Origin of the sequence: Rhizobium sp. Leaf453 (assembly GCF_001425605.1) — a bacterium.
Taxonomy (GTDB): Bacteria; Pseudomonadota; Alphaproteobacteria; order Rhizobiales; family Rhizobiaceae; genus Pararhizobium.
In genome coordinates this window covers 266,059-288,614 of sequence record NZ_LMRG01000029.1, presented here as the reverse complement: position 1 = coordinate 288,614, position 22,556 = coordinate 266,059, and the positions used below count along the sequence as shown (strand labels likewise).

Annotated in this window: 17 protein-coding genes; 4 read left to right on the top strand and 13 right to left on the bottom strand. The window is 60.4% G+C overall.

Going from position 1 to position 22,556, the window contains the following annotated elements; translation table 11 throughout:
- Positions 1–5 precede the first annotated feature (5 nt).
- The 3 genes from plsX to ASG68_RS27665 form a co-directional block, all read right to left on the bottom strand.
- Positions 6–1,064, bottom strand: coding sequence for a phosphate acyltransferase PlsX (gene plsX, locus ASG68_RS27675; RefSeq protein WP_082478332.1), 1,059 nt, complete (start codon positions 1,062–1,064; stop codon positions 6–8).
- A 201-nt stretch (positions 1,065–1,265) separates the two neighbouring features.
- A complete protein-coding gene (locus ASG68_RS27670) occupies positions 1,266–1,817 on the bottom strand; it encodes a YceD family protein (RefSeq protein WP_062576336.1) in 552 nt (183 codons plus the stop codon).
- An 86-nt stretch (positions 1,818–1,903) separates the two neighbouring features.
- Positions 1,904–2,446 (bottom strand): ubiquinol-cytochrome C chaperone family protein, encoded by a 543-nt coding sequence (locus tag ASG68_RS27665; RefSeq protein ID WP_062576660.1) that lies wholly within the window; start codon positions 2,444–2,446, stop codon positions 1,904–1,906.
- Positions 2,447–2,577: 131 nt separating this feature from the next.
- On the opposite strand from ASG68_RS27665, the gene ASG68_RS27660 reads away from it, so the two are divergent.
- Positions 2,578–3,096: an outer membrane protein assembly factor BamE gene (locus ASG68_RS27660; protein WP_062576335.1), complete on the top strand. Its 519-nt coding sequence runs from the start codon at positions 2,578–2,580 to the stop codon at positions 3,094–3,096.
- A gap of 115 nt (positions 3,097–3,211) precedes the next feature.
- On the opposite strand, the gene ASG68_RS27655 is transcribed toward ASG68_RS27660, so the two are convergent.
- The 4 genes from ASG68_RS27655 to ribH all read right to left on the bottom strand — a co-directional run bounded on the left by ASG68_RS27655 (position 3,212) and on the right by ribH (position 7,773).
- Positions 3,212–5,350, bottom strand: a complete 2,139-nt coding sequence (locus ASG68_RS27655) for a sodium-translocating pyrophosphatase (RefSeq protein WP_062576334.1) — start codon at positions 5,348–5,350, stop codon at positions 3,212–3,214.
- A 221-nt stretch (positions 5,351–5,571) separates the two neighbouring features.
- The gene (locus ASG68_RS27650; protein ID WP_062610281.1) at positions 5,572–6,807 is read right to left on the bottom strand and encodes an MFS transporter; all 1,236 of its coding nucleotides are present in this window, start codon (positions 6,805–6,807) and stop codon (positions 5,572–5,574) included.
- A 10-nt stretch (positions 6,808–6,817) separates the two neighbouring features.
- The gene (gene nusB / locus ASG68_RS27645) at positions 6,818–7,306 is read right to left on the bottom strand and encodes a transcription antitermination factor NusB (RefSeq protein ID WP_062576658.1); all 489 of its coding nucleotides are present in this window, start codon (positions 7,304–7,306) and stop codon (positions 6,818–6,820) included.
- 5 nt (positions 7,307–7,311) lie between these two features.
- A complete protein-coding gene (ribH, locus tag ASG68_RS27640) occupies positions 7,312–7,773 on the bottom strand; it encodes a 6,7-dimethyl-8-ribityllumazine synthase (RefSeq protein WP_062576332.1) in 462 nt (153 codons plus the stop codon).
- A gap of 207 nt (positions 7,774–7,980) precedes the next feature.
- On the opposite strand from ribH, the gene ASG68_RS27635 reads away from it, so the two are divergent.
- Positions 7,981–8,484: a cupin domain-containing protein gene (locus ASG68_RS27635; protein ID WP_062602695.1), complete on the top strand. Its 504-nt coding sequence runs from the start codon at positions 7,981–7,983 to the stop codon at positions 8,482–8,484.
- 42 nt (positions 8,485–8,526) lie between these two features.
- Positions 8,527–9,045: a GNAT family N-acetyltransferase gene (locus ASG68_RS27630; RefSeq protein ID WP_062576330.1), complete on the top strand. Its 519-nt coding sequence runs from the start codon at positions 8,527–8,529 to the stop codon at positions 9,043–9,045.
- 4 nt (positions 9,046–9,049) lie between these two features.
- Here the strand turns inward: ASG68_RS27630 and ASG68_RS27625 are convergent, their stop codons facing one another.
- From ASG68_RS27625 to ASG68_RS27600, 6 genes are all read right to left on the bottom strand, one after another.
- Positions 9,050–9,373, bottom strand: coding sequence for a hypothetical protein (locus ASG68_RS27625; RefSeq protein WP_062576329.1), 324 nt, complete (start codon positions 9,371–9,373; stop codon positions 9,050–9,052).
- A gap of 72 nt (positions 9,374–9,445) precedes the next feature.
- Positions 9,446–10,066: a riboflavin synthase gene (locus tag ASG68_RS27620; protein ID WP_062576328.1), complete on the bottom strand. Its 621-nt coding sequence runs from the start codon at positions 10,064–10,066 to the stop codon at positions 9,446–9,448.
- Complete coding sequence (ribD, locus tag ASG68_RS27615; RefSeq protein ID WP_062576327.1) at positions 10,066–11,178, bottom strand: bifunctional diaminohydroxyphosphoribosylaminopyrimidine deaminase/5-amino-6-(5-phosphoribosylamino)uracil reductase RibD; 1,113 nt, start codon at positions 11,176–11,178, stop codon at positions 10,066–10,068. The genes ASG68_RS27620 and ribD overlap by 1 nt, the downstream gene beginning before the upstream one ends.
- Before the next feature lie 72 nt (positions 11,179–11,250).
- Positions 11,251–11,724: a transcriptional regulator NrdR gene (nrdR, locus tag ASG68_RS27610; RefSeq protein WP_062576326.1), complete on the bottom strand. Its 474-nt coding sequence runs from the start codon at positions 11,722–11,724 to the stop codon at positions 11,251–11,253.
- Positions 11,725–11,737: 13 nt separating this feature from the next.
- Positions 11,738–13,036, bottom strand: a complete 1,299-nt coding sequence (glyA, locus tag ASG68_RS27605; RefSeq protein WP_062576325.1) for a serine hydroxymethyltransferase — start codon at positions 13,034–13,036, stop codon at positions 11,738–11,740.
- A 182-nt stretch (positions 13,037–13,218) separates the two neighbouring features.
- Entirely contained in the window at positions 13,219–14,544 is a 1,326-nt protein-coding gene (locus ASG68_RS27600) for a L,D-transpeptidase family protein (protein ID WP_062576324.1), read from the bottom strand.
- A gap of 456 nt (positions 14,545–15,000) precedes the next feature.
- Between ASG68_RS27600 and ASG68_RS27595 the strand changes: the two genes are divergently transcribed.
- Entirely contained in the window at positions 15,001–22,554 is a 7,554-nt protein-coding gene (locus ASG68_RS27595; protein ID WP_062602693.1) for a methyl-accepting chemotaxis protein, read from the top strand.
- Positions 22,555–22,556 lie beyond the last annotated feature (2 nt).

Genomic DNA, 22,556 nt, shown 5'->3' with positions numbered 1-22,556 from the left:
GATTCTCAAACCTCGTCAGTCGTGCCGGTCGCTGCACCTTCGGCAGGGAGCGAGGCATGGTATTTTTGCAAGTCGTTTTCGATCTTGGTCTTCAGCCCGTTCCGGACCATGTCATAACCGACATCGATCGCCGCTGCGAAACCTTCGGCGTCCGTTCCTCCATGGCTCTTGATCACGACACCATTAAGGCCGAGGAAGACCCCGCCGTTCACCTTTCGCGGATCCATCTTCTCGCGGAGACGATCGAAGGCGCCTTTTGCAAGGATATAACCGATCTTGGCCAGCAGAGTGCGCGACATTGCGGCGCGCAGATATTCGGCGATCTGCCGGGCAGTGCCCTCGGCGGCCTTCAACGCGATATTGCCGGAAAAGCCTTCCGTGACAACGACATCGACCGTGCCACGGCCGATGTCGTCACCTTCGACAAAGCCGTAATAGTCGATGCTGTCGATACCGGCCTCGCGCAACAGCCTGCCCGCTTCCTTGACCTCTTCCTGCCCCTTGATCTCCTCGACACCGACATTCAGCAGGCCGAGTGTCGGGCGCTCGATCTCGAACAGCGCGCGCGCCATGGCGCCGCCCATCAGCGCAAAATCCATCAGTTGCTGCGCATCTGCGCCGATCGTGGCGCCGACATCGAGCACGATGCTTTCGCCCTTCAAGGTCGGCCAGATGGCGGCGATAGCCGGCCGCTGGATACCTTGCATCATGCGCAGGCAAAACACCGACATCGCCATCAGCGCGCCGGTATTGCCGGCCGAGACGATGACATCGACTTCACCCTTGTTGATGGCGTCGATCGCTTGCCACATACTGGCCTTGCCGCGACCACGCCGCAGCGCCTGGCTCGGCTTCTCGTCCATGCCGATCGCCAGTTCGCAGGCATGAAAGGTGCTCGCGGCCTTTAGCTTGGGAAACTTCTCGATGATCGGAGCGCACTGGTCTTCGATGCCATAGAGCGAGAAACGGATGTCGGGATGCCGTTCGAGCGCCTTGGCGGCACCCGGGATGACGACCTGCGGACCGAAGTCGCCGCCCATCACATCAAGAGAAATTCTGACCACGCGTGCCTTATCCTTTATTCCTGCCACACTGCATGTTTCGTCCCGGCGCAATCAGTCTGGCGATGAGACACACGTGTTTTCATGACGTTTGAGACGCTGCGGCCCCACTTGCGGGGCAAACGGCCCAACGGGCTGGATTTCGGCCAAAATACCGTTTTTCGCTGTCGAGACAACCGAATTGTGTCGCACGGCTTTTCGGACTCAGTCCTTTTTCCAGTCCTTGAGCACAGCGAACGGATTCGGCCTGATATCATCCTTCTGGCTGCTTTCGATCCGCTCCTCGAATGTCGCACCGGCCTTGCGCGGATAAGGATCGATCGCAAGAGCCGCATACTCGGTAACAGCCAGACCGACATCGATCGTGTCACCGATGAACGTGTCGGGCAGATCCGGACCTTCGGGATCGAGAATCATTTCTCCGCTGTCGTTGGCGGCGATCCGCGCCAGCCGCGAGTTCTCCGGCACGAAGATCGCCTCAACCGGTTCGTCGATATCGGACTCGACCGGCTCCAGGGTCACCACGCAGGCCTGGACGATCTTGGCCTGAACCCTGCCCTTGATCTTGACGCCGTCCTTCTTCCAGCGCGCAATCTGCAAGTCCGACGTCAGCGACAGGACATCGGAAACATTCCACTGGTCGCGCAGTGCCGCGCGTTCAGCCTCGTTCGCCTCAAGATGGACTTTCACGGCATTGGCGGAGATATGGCCGACCTTGACCGGATAGGAAAACGCGGGTTTTTCGTCTTGGTTCATCGTGAAGTCCTTTCGGGCGGTGACCGCCCAGGATAGTGCTGCGGCCCTTGTCCCGCCTTTTAAATACCGGGCAGCGCCGGCGTCGATCAAGCAGCCGCCGCGTCAGGCAAGTCGATCCGGCCGGTTTCTACGACATCCTCGCCTTGCAGCGCAAGTTGCGCCTCAGCGGCGAGCAGATAGTCGGCAAGCCCGCGCATGGTCAGAGCGTCGTTCTCGGTCTGCGGATGAAAATTGCGTTTCAGCGCTGCGGCCAGTTCGTCCCGGTCCTTGTTCTCCAATGCTGCGGAATAGCTTTCCAGGCGGCCATAGAACATCGCCGCCAGCTTTTTCATCCGCTTGGGCACGCCGACATCGCCAACACCAAGCTCGCGGATCGAGTGATCGACATCCTCGAAGAAGGCATCGATAATCTCCTGCGCGATCTCCTGGCCGGCGCGCGGCGAGGTGCGCGTTCGGCGAAAATACAGGATCAGCGAGGCCGACAGCATCTCGAACCGTCCCATGACCGTGTCCGGGACATCAAGGTCCGTATAGAGGTATGGACGGCGCGCGGCACTGGTCAGGAGTTGATACTGGCGCTCGACAATCGCCGTATTGCTGTTTTTTTTGCCGAACAGTCCGAATATCATCATAAAGCCCAAGTTTGCCCGCTTCAAAATGCGAAAGCCCACGCATCCTGTTATTGCATGATCGCTGAAGCTGGTTTACCGAAGCAGGCACGAAATGCAATGGCGCATCTGCCAGCGTTACCTTGAGGGAGATGTCGTTGACGAAACGGTATTTCAAGTCAGACATGAAATTTCTGAGCAACGTCGTTTTCACATTGGCAATTTGCACCACCACGCTTTCGGCCTGCAAGACGGCCGACGTGCTGAACACCAGCCAGACCATCAATCAGGGTTATGTCGTCGATCAGGAGACGCTCGCTCTGGCACCGGTCGGCTCCAGCCGTGAACAGGTTCTTCTATCGCTTGGCACGCCATCGACAACAGCGACATTTGACAACGAGGTGTTCTACTACATCTCCCAGAAGCGCACCCGCCCGGTTGCCTTTATGAAGCCTAAGATCGTCGATCAGAGCGTGCTCGCCGTCTATTTCGACAAGGATGGCGTCGTATCGCAACTCGCGCACTACACGCTTCAGGACGGCAAGGTCTTCGACATGATTTCCCGTACCACTCCGACTGGCGGCAAGGAAATGACCTTCCTCGGCCAGCTACTCTCCGGCAACGGCGTCGGCAAGAGCATGGCGAAATCCATCTTCGGCGGCAACAACTAAGCCACCCTACCAAGCCCGACATGAAAAACCCGCCGGCGATGCTCTTCGCCGGCGGGTTTTCTTTTGGGGACGCCCGCGCGACACCGGATCGATGCCGCGGGGTCCAATTTCAGGATCAGCCAGCGAGAACCGCCAGAAGCAGAAGTGCAACGATATTGGTGATCTTGATCGCCGGATTGACGGCCGGTCCGGCGGTGTCCTTGTAGGGATCGCCGACGGTATCGCCGGTGACGGATGCCTTGTGGGCGTCGGATCCCTTCACGTGACGAACTCCGTCCTTGTCGACGAACCCGTCTTCGAAGCTCTTCTTGGCATTATCCCATGCACCACCGCCCGAGGTCATCGAGATGGCAACGAAGATGCCATTGACGATAACGCCGAGAAGCGAAGCGCCGAGCGCCGCGAAGGCTGAAGCCTTGGAGCCGGAAATCAGCAGCACGCCGAAATAGACGACGATCGGCGCCAGCACCGGCAAGAGCGACGGCACGATCATTTCGCGGATCGCAGCGCGGGTCAGCATGTCGACGGCGCGGCCGTAATCCGGCCGGTCCTTGCCTTCCATGATGCCCGGCTTCTCGCGGAACTGCTTGCGCACCTCCTCCACCACGGCGCCCGCCGCACGGCCGACCGCCGTCATGGCGATACCGCCGAAGAGGTAAGGAATGAGGCCGCCGAAGATCAGGCCGGCAACAACATACGGGTTGGACAGATCGAACGAGATCGAACCGACATCTGCGAAATACGGATATTTATCGCCATTGCTTGCGAAGTATTTCAGGTCGTTCGAATAAGCGGCGAACAGAACGAGAGCGCCGAGACCGGCAGAACCGATCGCATAGCCCTTGGTGACCGCCTTGGTGGTGTTGCCGACGGCATCGAGCGCGTCGGTCGCCTTGCGCACATCCGGCGACAGATGGGACATTTCGGCGATACCGCCGGCATTGTCCGTCACAGGGCCGAACGCGTCGAGCGCCACGATCATGCCGGCAATGCCGAGCATGGCGGTAACAGCGATGCCGGTGCCGAACAGGCCTGCCAGCTGATAGGTCGAAATGATGCCACCAACAATGACGATCGCCGGCAAAGCCGTCGATTCCAGCGAGACGGCAAGGCCCTGGATGACGTTGGTGCCGTGACCGCTGACCGATGCCTGGGCGATCGAATTAACCGGCCGCTTGTTGGTTCCGGTATAGTATTCGGTGATCACCACGATCAGCGCGGTGACCACCAAGCCGAGAATGCCGCAGATGAACAGGTTGGTGCCGGTAATGTCCTTGCCGTCGGCCATGCCGATCGAACCCCAGCCGATGGTCAGCGATGTGGCGGCGCCAAGACCGACGATGGAAAGCACGCCTGTGACGATCAGGCCCTTGTAGAGGGCACCCATGATGGAGCCGTTCGACCCGAGCTTGACGAAAAAGGCACCGATGATCGAAGTGATGATGCAGGCGCCGCAGATGGCCAGCGGATAGGCCATGACAAGCCCGAGGTTCGCGCCGCCGGCGAAGAAGATGGCGGCCAGGACCATGGTGGCGACGATCGAGACAGCATAGGTTTCGAACAGGTCGGCGGCCATGCCGGCGCAGTCGCCGACATTGTCGCCGACATTGTCGGCAATTGTCGCCGGGTTACGGGGGTCGTCTTCCGGAATACCGGCTTCGACCTTGCCGACGAGATCGCCGCCGACATCGGCGCCCTTGGTGAAGATGCCGCCGCCGAGACGGGCGAAGATGGAGATCAGCGAAGCCCCGAAGCCGAGCGATACAAGCGCATCGATCACTTCACGCGAGCCTTCCGCCAGACCGAGGCCGGCAGTCAGCACGAGGTAATAGATCGCAACACCGAGCAGTGCGAGACCGGCAACGAGCATGCCGGTGATGGCACCGGACTTGAAGGCGATATCGAGACCGGCAGCGAGGCTGACCGAGGACGCCTGCGCCGTGCGCACATTGGCACGGACCGAAACATGCATGCCGATGAAGCCGGCCACCCCGGACAGAACTGCACCGATCAGAAAGCCGATAGCGGCCGTAGCGGAGAGAAGAAGCCAGGCACCGACGAAAACGACGACACCGACGATGGCAATGGTCTTGTATTGACGTGTGAGATAGGCCTGCGCCCCCTCGCGAATGAAGCCTGCAATCTCTTGCATGCGGGCATTGCCCTGATCGGCCGACATAACCGATTGCGTCGCCCAGATGGCATAAACCACCGAAAGCAACCCGCATGCGATAACGCCCAGTAATATGGTCATTTCGCTCTTTCCTCCGTTTCAGCCTGCGGTCTCACTCCGTTCCGCAGACCCCTCAACAACGCCGCAGACCTCGCCTCCTCTTCAAGGTCGGGCCGCATCCGTGAGCGCCAGAGTGCGGTGGCGAATCGGTATCGTCAAGCCAGCGCAACCGGAAAAACCCACGTTTTCCGGTATGTTGGCCATGACTTACGTCTGAGAAAGAGGAGTTTGAGAGGTGAATCTCAGGGCGAGCGGCGCTTTTCCGCGATAAAAAGTGAAACCAGCAGCAGCAGACAAAAAACGGTTACCGGCCAGACGGCGGCGCTCAACATGTCCCAGCCATAGGCCGTCAGAACCTTGCCGGAACCGAACGACGCCAACGCCACGGCGCTGAATAGAATGATGTCGTGAAAACCCTGGACCTTGTCGGCCTCATGTGGCCGGTAGCTGGAGGCAACGATGGCAGTCGACCCGATGAAGCCGAAGTTCCAGCCCAGCCCAAGCAACACCAACGCACCCCAGAAATTCCACAGCGCGATGCCGGCGTGGGCGACCACAGCACACAGCATCAGGATCACCAGGCCGCAGGCAACGACCTTCTCTGCGCCAAAGCGCGTCACCAGCATGCCGGTGAAAAAGCTCGGCGCGAACATGGCCAGTACATGCCACTGGATACCGAGCGTCGCCATATCCTGTGAGAACCCGCAGCCGACAACCATGGCGATCGGCGCGCCCGTCATCATGAAGGTCATCAGCGCATAGGTGGAGATGCCGCAGATCATGCCGGTGAGGAAGCGTTGGGTGAGCACGATCTCGCGCAAGGGGCGCACCGGGCCGGCAAGTGTTACGCCTGTCACCGGGCGCAGGTCGGAAAGTTTGAGAAACGCGAGGATGGCGATGGCGGCGAGGCAGGTTGGAACGAGCGCGATGAAGGCGCCGGCGAAGAACACCGGAGCCAGCATGTCCTTGGTGAGGATGACGAGTTGCGGCCCGAGCACGGCCGAAATCATGCCACCAGCGAGGATCCAGGAAATCGCGCGCGGCTTGTAGAAGCTCGGCGAGGCATCGGCGGCGGCAAAGCGCAGCTTCTGGGTGAAGCCGCCGGCAATGCCGGAAATGCAGAGGCCGAGCGCAAACAGCCAGAAATCGCTCTGAAACAGGGCGTAGGCAGCCACAACGCCGCCACCAGCGCCGAGAAGCGCGCCGACCATGAAGGCCATTTTGCGGCCGAGCATTCTCGACATGGCCGCAACGAAGACAGCGCCGAGCGCTACGCCAACATTGAAGCCGGTCAGTGGCGCCGTGGCCAGCGACTTGTCGTCGCCCAGCAACTGATAGCCGGCGACACCACCAACGGAGAAGACAATCGGACCGATCGTGCCGAGGACGGCCTGGGCCGCCGTCAGCAGATAGACGTTGTAGCGGGCACCGCGCAGTGCATGGTCGATGCCCTGCCCCTTGCCCTGCCACGCAGTCATTGTGAATTCCCTACTTCTTGACGTCGGTTCTGATCGTCCGGGCGATCCGGTCAAGGACGGCATTGACGAGCTTCGGCTCGTCTTCCTCGAAGAAGGCCTTGGCGATCTCGACATATTCCGTGACGATCACTGCGACCGGGACATCCTTGCGCTCCTTGAGCTCAAACGTACCGGCGCGCAGGATGGCTCGGACGGTCGAGTCGAGACGCGACAGCGCCCAGTCGTCCTGAAGAGCCGTGCCGATCAGCGGATCAAGCAGGCGCTGATCGCGTACGACACCCGCAACGATCGAACGGAACCAGGAAGCGTCCGCCTTCAGATAGGTGTCGCCATCCAGTTCCTGGCCAAGGCGATGCGCCTCGTATTCGGCGACGATCTCAAGCACGCCGGTGCCACCGACATCCATCTGGTAAAGCGCCTGGACGGCAGCGAGACGCGCGGCGCCACGCTGGTTGGCCTGCTTGATCTGCGGCTGGTCGGCGGGCGGATTGGTCGGGATATCGCTCACTGGTCGCCGCCCAGCTTGATCTTGAGGTCGATCATGGTGAGCGCCGCACGGGCAGCAAAGCCACCCTTGTCGCCTTCAGACTTGCGCGCGCGCGCCCAGGCCTGCGCATCGTTCTCGACGGTCAGGATGCCGTTGCCGATGGCAAGGCTTTCGCTGACGGTCAGGTCCATGATGGCGCGGCAGGATTCGTTGGCGACGATATCAAAGTGATAGGTCTCGCCGCGGATGACCATGCCGAGCGCGACGAAACCATCATATTCGGTGCCGCCATTGTCGATACCGTCGAGCGCCATGGCGATGGCGGCCGGAATTTCCAGCGCGCCGGGAACGGTGACGACGTCATAGGTCGCACCGGCATCCTTCAATGCCGATGTCGCGCCATCGAGCAGAGCGTCGGCCATGTCGTCATAGAAGCGCGCTTCCACAATCAGGATATGTGGTTTGGATGTTTCAGCCATATCTCACCCGTTTGATTTTTTGGGCCGGACATCTCCGGCGCAGGCGGCGGTCAAATCACGCTGGAGCCCGATTGGCAAGCATTTTTCGTCTGAACCGCCCATTTGCGGGCCGCCCGAGATCAATTGCTTGGCCAAAAGCGAAAATCGACCTCGGCTTTTCAATCCCATGACGTCCCGGTACAACTTTGCTTCGAAGTGGAGGAAAGTATGGCAGAGATACGAAAACCAGTCATCAACCCGGCAGAGCTTGAACTGGAGCATTGGCAGCAAGGCGCGTTCTTCGAATCCCGCGATGCTTCGTTCGGGGCAAAGCTGGGCCTCAAGGATCTTGGCATCGGCTATGGGGAAGTTCCGTCCGGCAAGTCCGGATGTCCCTTTCACAACCATCATATCGAGGAAGAGCTCTTCATCATCCTGAGCGGCCGGGGGGAATACCGCTTCGGCCCCAACCGCTACCCCGTGAAACCCGGCGATGTGCTGGGCGCCCCCTCCGGCGGACCGGAAACCGCTCATCACCTGATCAACACGGGACCCGAACCGCTGAAATATCTGTCGATCTCGGCCAACGCCAAGGCGGAAATCGTTGAATATCCGGATTCCGGCAAGTTCCTCGCCAAATCGCGCGAGACGCCAGGAGCCAAACCCGTCTTCCGCTTTGTCGGCAGGAAGGACAGCGAAGTCGATTATTGGGACGGCGAGCCGGGAATCTGATCGAATAGTGGAATCATACCCTGACCAGACCGAACGGACACCATGCACAGCGTACCGACCATCGAGACCGACCGCCTGATCCTGCGTCCCTATCGCCGTGATGATTTTGGCCCCTACAGCGCACTCTTTGCCGATGCCGGCGTCACTCGCTTCATCGGTGGCGTGCCCTTTTCACGCGAACAGGCCTGGACGCGCTTCCTGCGCCAAGTGGGCATGTGGCACTATTTCGGCTTCGGTTTCTTTGCGCTACAGGAAAAGGAGACCGGCCATTTCATCGGCGAGGCCGGCTTTCACGACCTTCACCGCGTCATTAGTCCATCCCTGGAGGGCACGATGGAAACCGGCTGGGCGCTGTCGCCGCTTTCGCACGGCCGTGGTCTCGCGACCGAAGCCGTCAAAGCCGCTCTTATCTGGGGCGACCAGCAATTCCCGACGCTCCGCAAGACCTGCATCATCGACACGGCAAACCTCGCCTCGCTGCGTGTCGCATCGAAGCTGCAGTTCAGGGAAGCCAGACGAACCACCTATCACGGCGCACAGGTGATCCTGTTCGAACGGTAATCCGTCAGAAAATCGAATACCGGATCTCGACATGCCCGTTGATCGAGGTGCCGTCCTCGAAGGGTTTCGCCACGACGCTGAATATCTGTTTGCCGATCGAGATCCGGAAAGGTTCGTCTAGCTCCATTTCCTCGCCCGGTCGGCTGGCGCCCGACAGAATTTCCGTGCCGTTGTAGAGCACCTGGAACTGCTTGCCCTCAATCTTGGACTGATCGTCGACGACCACCTTGAGCGACTTGACCCGCACCGGAAACGGGACGATCGGTCCCGTGGAATAGCGGATCTGGCCGTTCTTGGCCGTCAGCGAGAATTCCCGAGTGAACTTCATGGCGTGTCCTTTCGTTTTACGCCGGCATCCAGAAGATGCCGTGCGTTTCGCCAAGTCGCCTTCAATGATTTCCTACGCGCCCTTCGGAGCCGGAAATTCCGCCAGCCGTGCGGCATAACGGGCCATGGTATCGACTTCGAAATTGACGAAATCGCCGGCCTCGCGCTGGCCCCACGTCGTCACTTCCAATGAATGGCGGATCAACAGCACATCGAAAACGGTGCCATCGACAGCATTGACCGTCAGCGACGTGCCATCGAGCGCGACGGAGCCCTTGGGCGCAACGAATTTTGCCAGATGTTCCGGTGCTTGCAGGCGGAAGCGGGTCGCCTCGCCTTCGGCTTCCACCGACAGGATTTCCGCCTTGCCGTCGACATGGCCGGAAACCAGATGACCGCCGAGTTCGTCGCCGATCTTCAGCGAGCGCTCGAGATTGATCTTCTGGTTGACCGCCCACGCCGAGATCGTCGTCAATCGTAGCGCCTCCTCCCAGGCCTCGACCTCGAACCAACGCTGGTTCGAGTCTTCTTCCGGCAGCGTCGTCACGGTGAGGCAGACGCCGGAGCAGGCGATCGAAGCGCCGATGTCGATGCCCTTCGGATCATAGGTCGTGGCAATGCGCAGCTTGACGCCTTCATCCAGAGACGTGAGCGTTTCGACGGTGCCGATATCGGTGATAATGCCGGTGAACATCAGGAGGTTCTTTCGTATTCGCAGGTATCGAGGAGGTCTTCGCCGAAGGTTATGGTCTGACGATGGACGAAGCCCACCGGGATCAGATGGCGATCAAATGGGGATGACACCCCCTCTTCGCCAAGGGTGGCGGGGCCGGTAAACAGCAAAATCCGGTCGACCAATCCGGCATTGAGGAACCGCTGCGCCGTTCGCGCGCCGCCCTCCACCAGCAGCGAGGAGATGCCACGCGAGGCAAGTGCTCCGAGCAGGTCAGCCGGCTCGGCTGGGTTGCAGACCACGACCTCGACGCCGAGCGCTTCCAGCGCCTCCCGGCGCGCAGCGTAGGTCACCGAGCCGTTCTGCCGCCCACTCACCGCCAGCACGGGCACCGTCCGCGCCGTCTGCGCCAGCTTCGACGTTGTCGGCAGATCGAGTTCGCTATCGATCACAACTCTCAGCGGCGATCGCGCTTCAAGCCCCGGAATACGGCAGGTGAGTTTCGGATCATCCGCGATCGCGGTGCCGATGCCAACGAGGATCGCGTCGGTCTCCGCCCGCAGATGCTGCACATAGTCACGTGCGGCGGATCCGGTGATACGGATCTGCCCCTGCCCCTTGATGCCGATCATGCCGTCGGCGGAAACCGCAAGTTTCAGAGTCACATAGGGACGGTTGTTGCGCTTGCGCATGAGGTAGCCCTCAAGTTCGCGCTCGCCCTCGTCCTGAAGAACACCGGTATCGACCACGATGCCCGCATCCCGCAGGATGGTGAGCCCGCGCCCGGAAACCCGTTCGTCAGGATCGGTAACCGCGACGACGACGCGGGCAATGCCCGCCGCCGCCAGCGCGTCGGCGCAGGGCGGGGTCTTGCCGTGATGGGAACAGGGTTCGAGAGTGACATAGGCCGTCGCGCCGCGTGCGGCCTCCCCGGCAATCGTCAGCGCCTGCGTCTCCGCATGCGGCCGACCGCCGACAGCCGTCACGGCGCTGCCGATAATTCTTGGACCATTGCCGTCGTCACGCACGATCACGCAGCCGACGGAGGGATTGGAGCCCGTGGCGCCGAGATTGCGATGCGCGACGCGGAGTGCCTCCGCCATGAACCGCTCGTCTTGCGCCCTGTCAGCCATCCTGTCCCGCGTCATGTCATCGATTGCGAAATGCAGAACGCCGCTTGTGCGGCGGCGTTCCGGAAGCAGAGGTCAGGCACCGGGATCGCGCGCGATCTTCGCGCTTATTTCGGCAATGACCTTTTCGAAATCCTCCGCATGGGAGAAATCGCGATAGACCGAGGCGTAGCGGACAAAGGCCACATCATCGAGGCTCTTCAACGCTTCCAGCACCTGAAGGCCGATTTCTTCCGAAGCAATTTCGGTCTCGCCGGAGCTTTCCAGCCGCCGGACGATACCGGAGACTGCACGCTCGATCCGGTCGCGATCGACCGGCCGCTTGCGCAGCGCGATCTCGAACGACCGGAGCAGCTTGTCCCGGTCGAACGGTGCCTTGCGGCCGGTCTTCTTCAAGATCATCAGTTCCCGAAGCTGCACCCGCTCGAAGGTCGTGAAGCGTCCGCCGCAATCCGGGCAGATGCGCCGCCGGCGAATGGCTGCACCGTCCTCTGCAGGACGGCTATCCTTCACCTGGCTGTCTTCCGATCCACAATAGGGGCAGCGCATCCGGGCTCCTTGATTACAGGTAAGGGTACATCGGGAAGCGGTCGGTCAGTTTTACGACCTTCTCGCGCACGCCGGCTTCGACGGAAGCATTGCCTTCGTCCGAATTAGCAGCCTTGAGGCCGTCGAGGACTTCGACGATCAGGTTGCCGATGTCACGGAATTCAGCTTCCTTGAAGCCACGGGTGGTGCCTGCCGGTGTGCCGAGGCGAACACCCGAGGTGACGAACGGCTTTTCCGGATCGAACGGGATGCCGTTCTTGTTGCAGGTGACATAGGCGCGGCCGAGGGCTGCTTCCGCGCGCTTGCCGGTTGCGTTCTTCTTGCGCAGATCGACCAGCATCAGGTGATTGTCGGTGCCGCCCGATACGATGTCGAGGCCGCCGGCAATCAGCGTTTCGGCCAGCGCCTTTGCGTTCTTGACGATCTGCGCGGCGTAGTCCTGGAACTCCGGCTGCAGCGCCTCGCCGAAGGCAACGGCCTTGGCGGCGATGATGTGCATCAGCGGGCCACCCTGGAGGCCCGGGAAGACGGCCGAGTTGATCTTCTTGGCGATATCCTCGTCGTTCGTCAGAACGACGCCACCGCGCGGGCCGCGCAGCGACTTGTGCGTGGTGGTGGTTGCGACATGGCAATGCGGGAACGGCGACGGATGCTGGCCACCGGCGACGAGACCGGCAATGTGGGCCATGTCGACCATCAGATAGGCGCCGACTTCATCGGCGATTTCGCGGAAGCGCTTCCAGTCCCAGATGCGGGAATAGGCGGTGCCGCCGGCGATGATGAGCTTCGGCTTGTTCTTGCGTGCCTTCTCGGCGACGTCGTCCATATCGAGCAGGTGATCGCCTTCGCGCACGCCGTAGGACACGACGTTGAACCACTTGCCGGACATGTTGACCGGAGAGCCGTGGGTCAGGTGACCGCCTGAGTTGAGGTCGAGGCCCATGAAGGTATCGCCCGGCTGCAGCAGCGCCAGGAAGACCGCCTGGTTCATCTGCGAACCGGAGTTCGGCTGAACGTTGGCGAAGTTGACGCCGAACAGCTTCTTGGCACGCTCGATGGCGAGTTCTTCGGCGATGTCGACGAACTGGCAGCCGCCGTAATAGCGCTTGCCCGGATAGCCTTCGGCATACTTGTTGGTCATGATCGAGCCCTGCGCTTCCAGAACGGCGCGCGAGACGATGTTTTCAGACGCGATCAGCTCGATCTCATGGCGCTGGCGGCCCAGCTCCTTCTCGATCGCGCCAAAAATATCCGGATCGGTGTCGGCGAGCGAACGGCTGAAGAAAACGTCGGTGGAGGCGGAAACGCTCATTCTCAAAGCTCCTGTGAGACTGTGGCACGGTGTTTAACGTCCTCGCATGGCAAGGGCAATACGGGCTGTGCGATTTGCGCCATTTCCCACACATGCGACGCCGGAAATGCGACGCGCGCAGGAATGAAAAAGCCGCACCTCCCGAAGAAGGCGCGGCTTTTGAAATCAGATGCCGAAATGTCTTATTGCGGCAGTGCCTCACGATCGATGGAGCCGGCAGCCTGCTCTATGCCGGTGGTGGTCTGCAGAGCCAGTTCCTGCGCACCATCCATCTCATAGATGTCGTCGCGGAACTGTACCACACCGTCGGTCGCGGCCCATGCGGTGACATACTTGAAATAGACCGGGATTTCGACCGCCAGCTTGATCGGCGAGTTCTGGCCCGAGCGAATGGTGGCCTCGATCTGCTGGCGCGACCAGCCGGGGGTGTCGCGCAGAAGCCAGGTCGTCAGGTCGCGGACGTTCTGGACGCGCACGCAGCCGGAGGATTCGAAGCGTGCGAGCTTGTTGAACAGGCCCTGCGACGGCGTGTCGTGCATGTATTCGTTGTTCGGATTGTGGAAGTTGATCTTGGTTGACGCCATGGCGTTGATCTTGCCGGGGTCCTGACGGAACATCAGGTTCGGCGCCTTCTCGGCGTTCCAGTCGATCGTTTCTGGTGCAACCTCATTGCCACTTCCGTCGAGCAAACGGATGGCGTTGTCCTTGAGGTAGTTCGGGTCCTTGCGCATCAGCGGCACGATGTCTTTCTCGACGATCGAACGTGGTGCGGTCCAGTAGGGGTTGAGGATGACCTCATAGATCTTCGAATTGATGATGTGGGTCGGGCGGCTGAGGCGGCCGACAATGGCCTTGTGACGCGTCGCCACGCGGCCGTTTTCGACGGCCTCGATGTGAGCGGCCGGAATGTTGACCATCACGTAGCGGCCACCGAGGTCGCCGGACATCGACTGCAGGCGCACGATGTTGGTGTTGAGCTGGCCGAGACGAACATCGGCGGCGATGTTCATGGCCTTGACGGAATATTCGCCGAGCACGCCATCCGCCGGCAGGCCGTGGCGAGCCTGGAAACGCTTGACGGCGCCATCGACATAGCTGTCGAAGGAATTGGAGATACCGGCCGAACGCGGAAGGTCACCGGAAATGATCAGGCGCTGGCGCAAAGCCTGAACGGAAGGATCAGAGACGCCCATTTCCAGACGAACCGGCGCGTTGACCTGCGGCCAGCCGCCAGCCGAAACGATCTGCTGATACTGAGCGACGGCGTTCTGGGTGTTGAACAGCGTATCGGTGCCGAAGATCGGGTTGTTGGACACGACAGTGGTTGCACTGCGCGAAGCCTTGGCGTCGAACTGGTCGTCCCAGACGCCGCGTCGCGGCGCATTGATGATCTCGTCGATTGCGTCCTGCGCCATCGCACCGCCTGCCCATGTCGCCGCACCGAACGCGGCAGCTGAGCGCAGAAAGCTGCGGCGTGAGAAAGCATCAGTTCCGTTTTTCTTCGACATAATCCCTACCAATCAATGCTGCGGTGCAAGGCGCAGCGCTATCACAAATACGGTTAACAAACGCAAACTATACCCAAAAACGGATACACGAACCGATCAAATTCCCGAGATGGGCACCTGCGACGCTCCACCAGTCTCTCGCAAAAACATAAGCGCTGGAGCAACCCGGAGTTCGCGTTTTTCTCAATCTGTGGCTGTCACAGTAATATGGCCAATTCGTGTCTTTACCGAGCCTCCCGCAACGCAGCATTTCTCAACATCTCCAGTGCGGAATTTTGGCCACAGCGTTTCCCCGAAAAGGAGGGAAATACACCGCGCCAACCGGCACAACTTTCCACACCAAAAGATTGCAACCTTTACGATAATAAATTTATTATATGTACTTTACGTTGCAAATTAAATATGTGTTAATATCCCCTCAACGTCAGCGGTCGGACGTCCGGGGGGACACGCAAGATGGTTCTGGCTTTTCGTCTTTATGGTGATTTTCACTGGCCGCCACGCCCGGACATCGAGGATTTGGCGACGAAAACAATCAAAGGCGTCGTCGAGATACACTTTCATGAAAAGGATGCGCCCGGGATTTTCCGCCCCATCCTGCGATGGACACCGCGCGACAAATATTTGCCCGATACTCCACTGCCGGACATTCACCCCAGCCTGTTCGACTTCAAGGTGAAGGAAGCCGTTGCCTGGTTCGATGCCAACGAAACGAATGATTGCGCGATCTGGATCGATGCAGGAGCGTACACGGCCGATACCGACTGGGTCGCCTTCCGTGGAGCCTTCCTTCTTGAACAGCACCGAGCATCGAACGCGTTAGAGAAGGAAGCGCTCGACCTTCGGTGGCCACTGGTCCGGTCGTGCCGATATGTACCGGGCAAGACCGTCCTGTCGGGGCTGGACGTCGGGCGGCGCGGCGGTCCGCGGTTCTGCCTCAACCTGCACCTGCCCCTGCCCGCGCGCCGTGCGACACTCCTGTCCGGCTCACAAACCGATCCGAGCGCATTTCCCTTCACGGCCGTCTACGAACCAGGCAACGGCGCTTTCGACAAGATTCTGCAATTCACCACGCTCGTCGGTGGCTGGATCGAAGGGGATGCGGTCGATACGTCTCCCGCACCTGTATCCAATACTTCCTTCGTTTTCGCCGGCAACAAATATCCTGACGATGCATCGCTTGGAACATTCGGCTTTTCGGCTCGGGGGAAACCAGCGCAGGGAAGCTTCGCCGTTTATGGGGGAACGCAGAAATACAAAGCGATCGACGCCAAGACATTCTGGCCTGATAACTCCCGCCCCTTTACCCAGGACATGCTGGGCCGCTACGGCTTTACGATCGATCCCAAATCGGCGGAATGGCCGCGATTGAAGGCCGGCGACACGACAGCGGACCTCAGCCTCCGGTTTGCAACGAATGAATCAGACGCAAGAAAACCCGCCTTCATCTACCGGATCGCCGTCTCTGCCAGCGGCGACGATCCGAAGGCCGCTGATGATATCAAGAAGGGCATCAATGGCCTGAGCCTGCGGTTGCGGGAGGAGGCCGGCGGGTGGCTTAACATCGCCGAGAACCTCTATGTCGATTGCAAGCTGTCATGGGACATCTCTGACAGGGACATCTGGAACACCGACGAGCGCCGCTGGTCGGCAAAAGTGGAACTCAGCCTGCACTGGAAAAACGACATTCCGACCGGTGACAATTTCGGCGGCAGTCCGGCGAATGGTGCGGACCTCGATATCGGCCTGTTGCGCCACGCGGCGCATTCGTTTGGAGAAGCTCGGAACGCATTGAAATCCGTCGAGGGCGGGCAAGCCCGCTCCGCCCTTCCGGACCTCAAGGCTGACGGCAAGCAATCGATCAGGCTTGCGCTCTCAGGGCCAATGCTGGACGCCGGCTTCCTGACTGATGGCATCAAGGATCAGCCACACTCCGGGCTGCTCACTTGGGGACGCCCGGCAGCCAGCGGAGCGAAGGGCGCGTTTTTTGTCCGCCCTCGTCTGCGGCTCACGCTCGCTGACCTTCGCAATCTCATTCAAAATTCAGACGACACGGCCGGTTTCACCGACAATTCGCTCAAGCTGATCGCCAGCAACCAGACCTTCTTCAACGACAGCGCCGCACCATCGCGGCTCAACCTACGCCTGTCCCGCGACGATGATTGGAGTGACACGCAAAGCGAATCCATGGCGGACGGCGAACCGTTCTTCGCGTCGTATGTGCTAGAGGTTATGCCGCCGGCAGATGCCCGGTCCGGACGGCTTTCGTCGCTGCGGTTCGATATGGCGCCAGGGGCTGGCCCCTTGCCGACAAGACCGGATGACCTGACACGGACTTATCTGCGTGCAGGCGGCCCAGGAATCCGAAGTGGCATGGGTAATGGCGCGCCGCCCATTTCAGTGCCGGACGGCCGTATCGCGGCTTCGATCCATATGGTTCTGGCCGTCAATGATGTCACGCCCATCGGCGTGGACGTCTCCCGCATGGATCGATCCGGCCGCCCAACACCTCTGCTGATCCGCCCCGAAGAAAGTGATCCGGCCGATGGTGTATCGGGCTATCGCTACTGGCTCAGCCTCAAGGAAAGTATCGCGCCGACCGCAGATCGCCTGCGGGAGGCGGATATCTATGAAACCGCGCCGGAAACGGGCGCACAGAGCTACGTCGTTCTGTCCGAAGAACCGTTTTCGCTGTTCCGATACAGCCACAAACCTCTCGGTGATCGCGGAGATGCCGGTTCCGCGTCCGTCGCCACCTACTCAAGCGACGACCGCATCTGGCAATATCGCAAGGCGGCGGACCTCTATCATTACATTCTGCCGCCACAGGCCGTCGGCGAGAGTGCGGACAAGCCGAGACGGCTCGAAATCCACGACCTCGCCAAGACTGTTGAAGACGGGACGCCCGACGCAATCCGGCCTTTCGTCACGGGCAAGGAGGATGACCTGAAGCGCCGGGCGGTCGAGTTCCGTCTCACGCCATCCACCGAATTCTGGATTCGGCCGAGCGACGTCGAGCGAGGCTATTTCATGCCGGAATCGGCGAGCCACGAGATTTTCCGCCAGCGCGGGGAATATGGCATGGGCGCTGCCCTATCCTACCTTCGTGGCGAGTTTCTGTATGGCCTGTCGGTCGGTATCGACGTATCGCGGGAAACCTCCATTGCCCGGCAGGCGCGTGTTGCCGAAATCGAGGCGCTCACCGGCCGCATCACGGGCCCCGCGCGCGATGCCGATGCCGAACCGCGCCTCAAGGCGCGATGGAACGCCTTGTCCCGCGCCGTCGCGCGCCGGCCGGAACGGCTCGAAGTTTGGGCGAGAGACCCGGACTCGGCGATTGACTTCACGCCGGCCCGTTTCGCCGATGGCGTCAGCTTTACCCTGCGCGGCACGGCCCTGCACCGCCCGCCCCTCGCCAGGCTCGAGGCTCCCGGTGATCAGGACGCCCGGCCAAAGATCGGAGGCTTCAAGCCAAATCTTGCCGATCGGTCTGACCCGCAACGGTTGGACCGCAGCAAGCCGCGCACGCATCCGCAGGGTTTGAGCGGCGGAGCGCTCTGGCCGGTCGAATCCAGCAACCTGTTCAACGAACTTCTGCGACGACCGGAAACGACCAGCGGAGTCATCGAGTCCATCGCCCTCTCCCCAACCGGCGGCGACGCGACACAGAAGGCGGCGTTTCTCGGTGGCATCGTCACCGTTATCAGCGAGACCCGCAATGGCCATGTGGAACGGCAGAAGGTGGAAGTGCTCGGCCGCATCGGCGCCTTCTGGCACCGCGCAAAGCATGTCGTCGTCTATGAACGCACGGTCAATCCCTCAGCCCAGTTCGCTCCCCGGCATGTTGAAGACCCGGGCCGAACCCGTTCGCGCCGTCCCATTCTGCGAAAGGTGCGCGAATATATCGAGCTGTTGGAGCCGGAGCGCCGCTACCCCGACTTTTCCGCTGCCGCACCGCGCTGTGCCGGCTTTCTCGAACGTGTCCGTTTCAATTCGAAAATCATCAATGTCGACAGCGCATGGAGCACCGAGGTCGGTGACTATGGCTGGAAGATCCCGCTGTGGAATCTTATGAGCGCACGTGAACGACCTCAAGTCTACCCGATGCCGGATATCGCTTTCGTTACGACCGCCGAGGGAGACGGCAACAATCCGGTCGTATCTCAGGAATGCATCGATACCGACAACCTGTTCTTCTTCTCCGAATTCAGGACGACCACCAGCGATACCAACCAATGGCTGGCACGCCTCGACATCGACTATGCCTGCATGCCGCCCGCACAAACGATCGCCAAGCTGACCGATCCGCCCAAGGAATCGACCGGTCCTGACAAGCGCCGCCCGTCTGTTACCCGCATCCTGCCCGGAACGCGCCACTTCACCTGGCGCCTGGCACCTGCCGCGCAGAAGACCGCAATCAACGCCGGCCGCTCGGGAAAGCCCGTCTATGTCGGGCTGGACAGTGTCAGCTTCATGCGCGTCAGTCATCAAGCGGAAGGGCGAAAGCCGCTTGCGGAGAACGTGGTTGCAGCTCTGCAAAGTGCGGTCGGCATGCCCGCGGAACCAGACGCAATCGCAAATCTGACCTACTGGAATGCTGACGGCACGGGCAATGGTATTCCGGCCGCCGCCCAATATTCGACGGCGATCAACGAGTTGATCGATAGCCTTTCCAAAGCGGACGTGCCGTCGGTCAAAACAGCCCTCCAATCCCTTGGCGAACAATGGATCAACGAAAACCTTCCCGGCAAGATCAAATCCGCCCTGCCGGACATCGCAAAGGACGCCCCACCACTTCTTGCCAAACTAAAGCGTCTCGAAAATCCCCTGAACGAAGTCGCGAAGCTTTGCGACAAGCTGAAAACCGACGCCATCGGCATGATCAGACGCAAGGAAATGCTGATCTCGACCGCCTTGTCCGATTGGGTGGCAGACATCGAGCATCATTTTCCGAAACTACCACATCCGCTTCCGACAAAAAGCCAGGTGATCGCGGAACTTGCGGATCGCATCACCGCGCAACTGCGACCGATCTTTGACGATGCGAGCGACGATATCGGCTCAGCCGGCGCCGGTGCGGAAAAAGCCAGGGCCATCCTGTTGTCGGTGGAAGCCGATATCGAGGCGGTCTTTGATCGGGCACGGCAGCGCGTCGAGCAATTCTCGGCAGGATACGATCGGGGCAAACCTTGGTCCGCGGAACGGCGCAAATCGTTCCGCGCCGGGCTCGAGGCCAGCGTCAGCAACATTGGCGCCGACATCGCCGCTTCGGTAACGGAGGCTCGCCAGCGCTTTGCGGTCGAGCTTTCCGGCGTCACCCAGACGATCGGCGGCCACTTGTCGAAGGCGCTGACAGCGATCGCCAAAACGGGGCAAATCGCGGCTGACGATATCGCGACGGTCAAGGGCAATATCGATCGGCTGCTTCAGGACGTGACCAAGGTCATCGACGACCTCTCAGCGGTGGCGGGAACCGGCAAGCTCGATGACGCGATCTCCGGGATCGCCGCGCTGACCGCGAAAATTCAAACGACGGCCGGCATCAGCGAACCACTCAAGACGCGAGCGATGGATGCGCTCCAGCTTCTGAACGATGCTGCTGTCAATGCCAAGCCGATCATTGCCAGCATTCGAGCTCTGACGGTCGAACTGGAGGCCCTTAACGACGGCAGCTTCGGCGAACTCGGCAACACCATCTCCGATCTCACCGCGAACGTGACATCCCTCGTGACAGAGTTGGCGAACAAGGCTGCCGGACTTGTCGATATCGCCAAAGCCTTCGTTGACGCGGGCTTTGATGAGATCGCTACCGACATGGACTTGGTCTGGGTCGAGATCAACGCCGATATTGCGAAGCTGTCGATGTGGCTTGAGCATGCCCTGCTGAAAGTCGGCGAACCTGTCGATTTCCTGGTGGCATCGACGATCGAGCAGATTTCCTCCGTCAACGAAACGCTGATCGGCGACGTGCGCGAGGCGCACAAGGCAATCGATTCCATTCTTGGCGATATCCAGGATGCGTTGGAGGCAGTGCGGACAACGCTCGGTCCAAACCAGCTTCTTCAGACCGTCGTCAGGGACAAGGTCGTCGTACCGGCATTACAGGATCTGCTGGCGCCTCTGCCGGAGGACCTCTCGGCCATCGACAATGCACTCGCTGCCATTCGCATCAGGCTTGCAGAATTGAGCGGAAAGGCCGCCGCGATCCTGGCCTCTCTGACCGTTTCCGCTCTCGGCAGCGTCGATCAGGTATCAGCCGCTTGCAGCGCGATCTTCGAAGGGGTGGATGAGGCCGGCGATTACATCAAGTCTGTCGCGGCTGATTTCACGGGCTACGTCTCGGATCAGATAAACGGCATCAGCGCGCAATATCAGCCGCTGATCGACAGCATCAACGCTGCGCTTGACGACCTGCCCGCCAAGGCCGCTAGCCTCATCGGCACCGTCAAGGCTTTCGATCACTCCGTGCGCAGCCTGCAAAACGATCTGTCACGCTCGTTCGAGACCGCGCGGATGTATGGGGACCGGGTGCTCGATGCCGTCGGGCGGCTTGACGATCCCGATCCAATGGCCATGCCGTCCAATATTCTAAAGCTCTATTCGGCAGTCAGTTCCGCCCCCGAACTAGCGGCGTTGAAAGCCGATATCGACCGGATCCGCTCCGGCTTCGACGACTTGAGCGATATCATCGACACGACCGAGGCGAACGCGCTGTTCAACCGGCTTGGCGACGAGTTGAAGGCACTCGGCCTGACCTTGCCCTTCAACCAGATCGGCGACCGGCTGATCCCGCCCGATCTCTCCAATTTCAACATCGGCGATATCTTCGGCAATTTCGGCGGGCTTAATCTCAAGAGCCTGTTCGAAGGCTACAAGATGCCGGCCGGCATGAAAGACGCCATTCGCATCACCCATGATTTCGACAAGGCGCAAGCGAGAGCCTGGGTTCAGGTCGATATCGATGCACCGATGCCAGGCCGGCGAACACTGTTTTCTCTCGGCGTCTTCCAGATCGATTTCGTCGACATGCGCATGACGGGACAGGTCCGGCTCGAAGCCTCGAAGGATCAGGACAGGGTGACTCAGACCGGCTTCGGCCGCATCGACACGACGATCGACGTTATCGCTGCCGGTCAGTCCATAGTCCGCTTCGAAAAATTCGCCCTGAATTTCACCCGTGAAAAAGGGTTGGAGATAGAATTCGACCCGAAGAACATCCGTCTCAACCCTTCCTTCAAATTCATCCAGGACTTCCTCTCCAATCTCTTCCCGGACGAGGTTGGCGGGCTGAAAATCGTCAAACAGGACAATATCCCGGTCGGCGTCGAGCATGATTTCGTCATTCCGCCGATGACCTTGAATTTCGGAACCAGCGGTGTCTCGAACATCTCGATCGAAAACCATTTCAAGCTGGTCGCCTTCCCGGATTTCATGATCGCCAACCGGTTCAACCTATCGACGATGGAGCGCCCGTTCATCTTCTCGATCTTCATCATCGGCGGCACCGGTTATATCCAGATCGACGCGGAATACCGGCCTTTCGACAGCCAGTTGATGGTCTCGGTCGAAGCGGGCGCCGGCGGTTCGGCAGCGCTTGCCTTCGCGGTCGGCCCCTTCGTCGGGCAGGTGTTCATCACCCTGTCGGGCGTCATGACCTATCGCAAGATGATCGGCAAACCGGGCGGCGGGCTGTCGCTCGCTGTCGTCGTCGTGATTGCCGGCCAAGTCGAAGTCTGCGGCATCGTGACCGTCGGCATCAACCTCGTGCTGCGGCTGAGTTACCGCGACAACGGCCAGATCGACGGCCAGGGCTCGCTTTCGGTCAGCATCCGCATCTCCCGCTTCTTCACCCTGAGAGCCCGGGCCAACGTCAATTACAAGTTGCGCGGCGGAAAGTCGGAGACATCCGTGACCAGCAGCGTCAGCGGCGAAGTTGAAAAGGGAAATCTCGATAAGAGGATCGAGCAGGCCGAACAGGCGGTCAAGAAACTCCAGAAGGCGAGCAACTAATC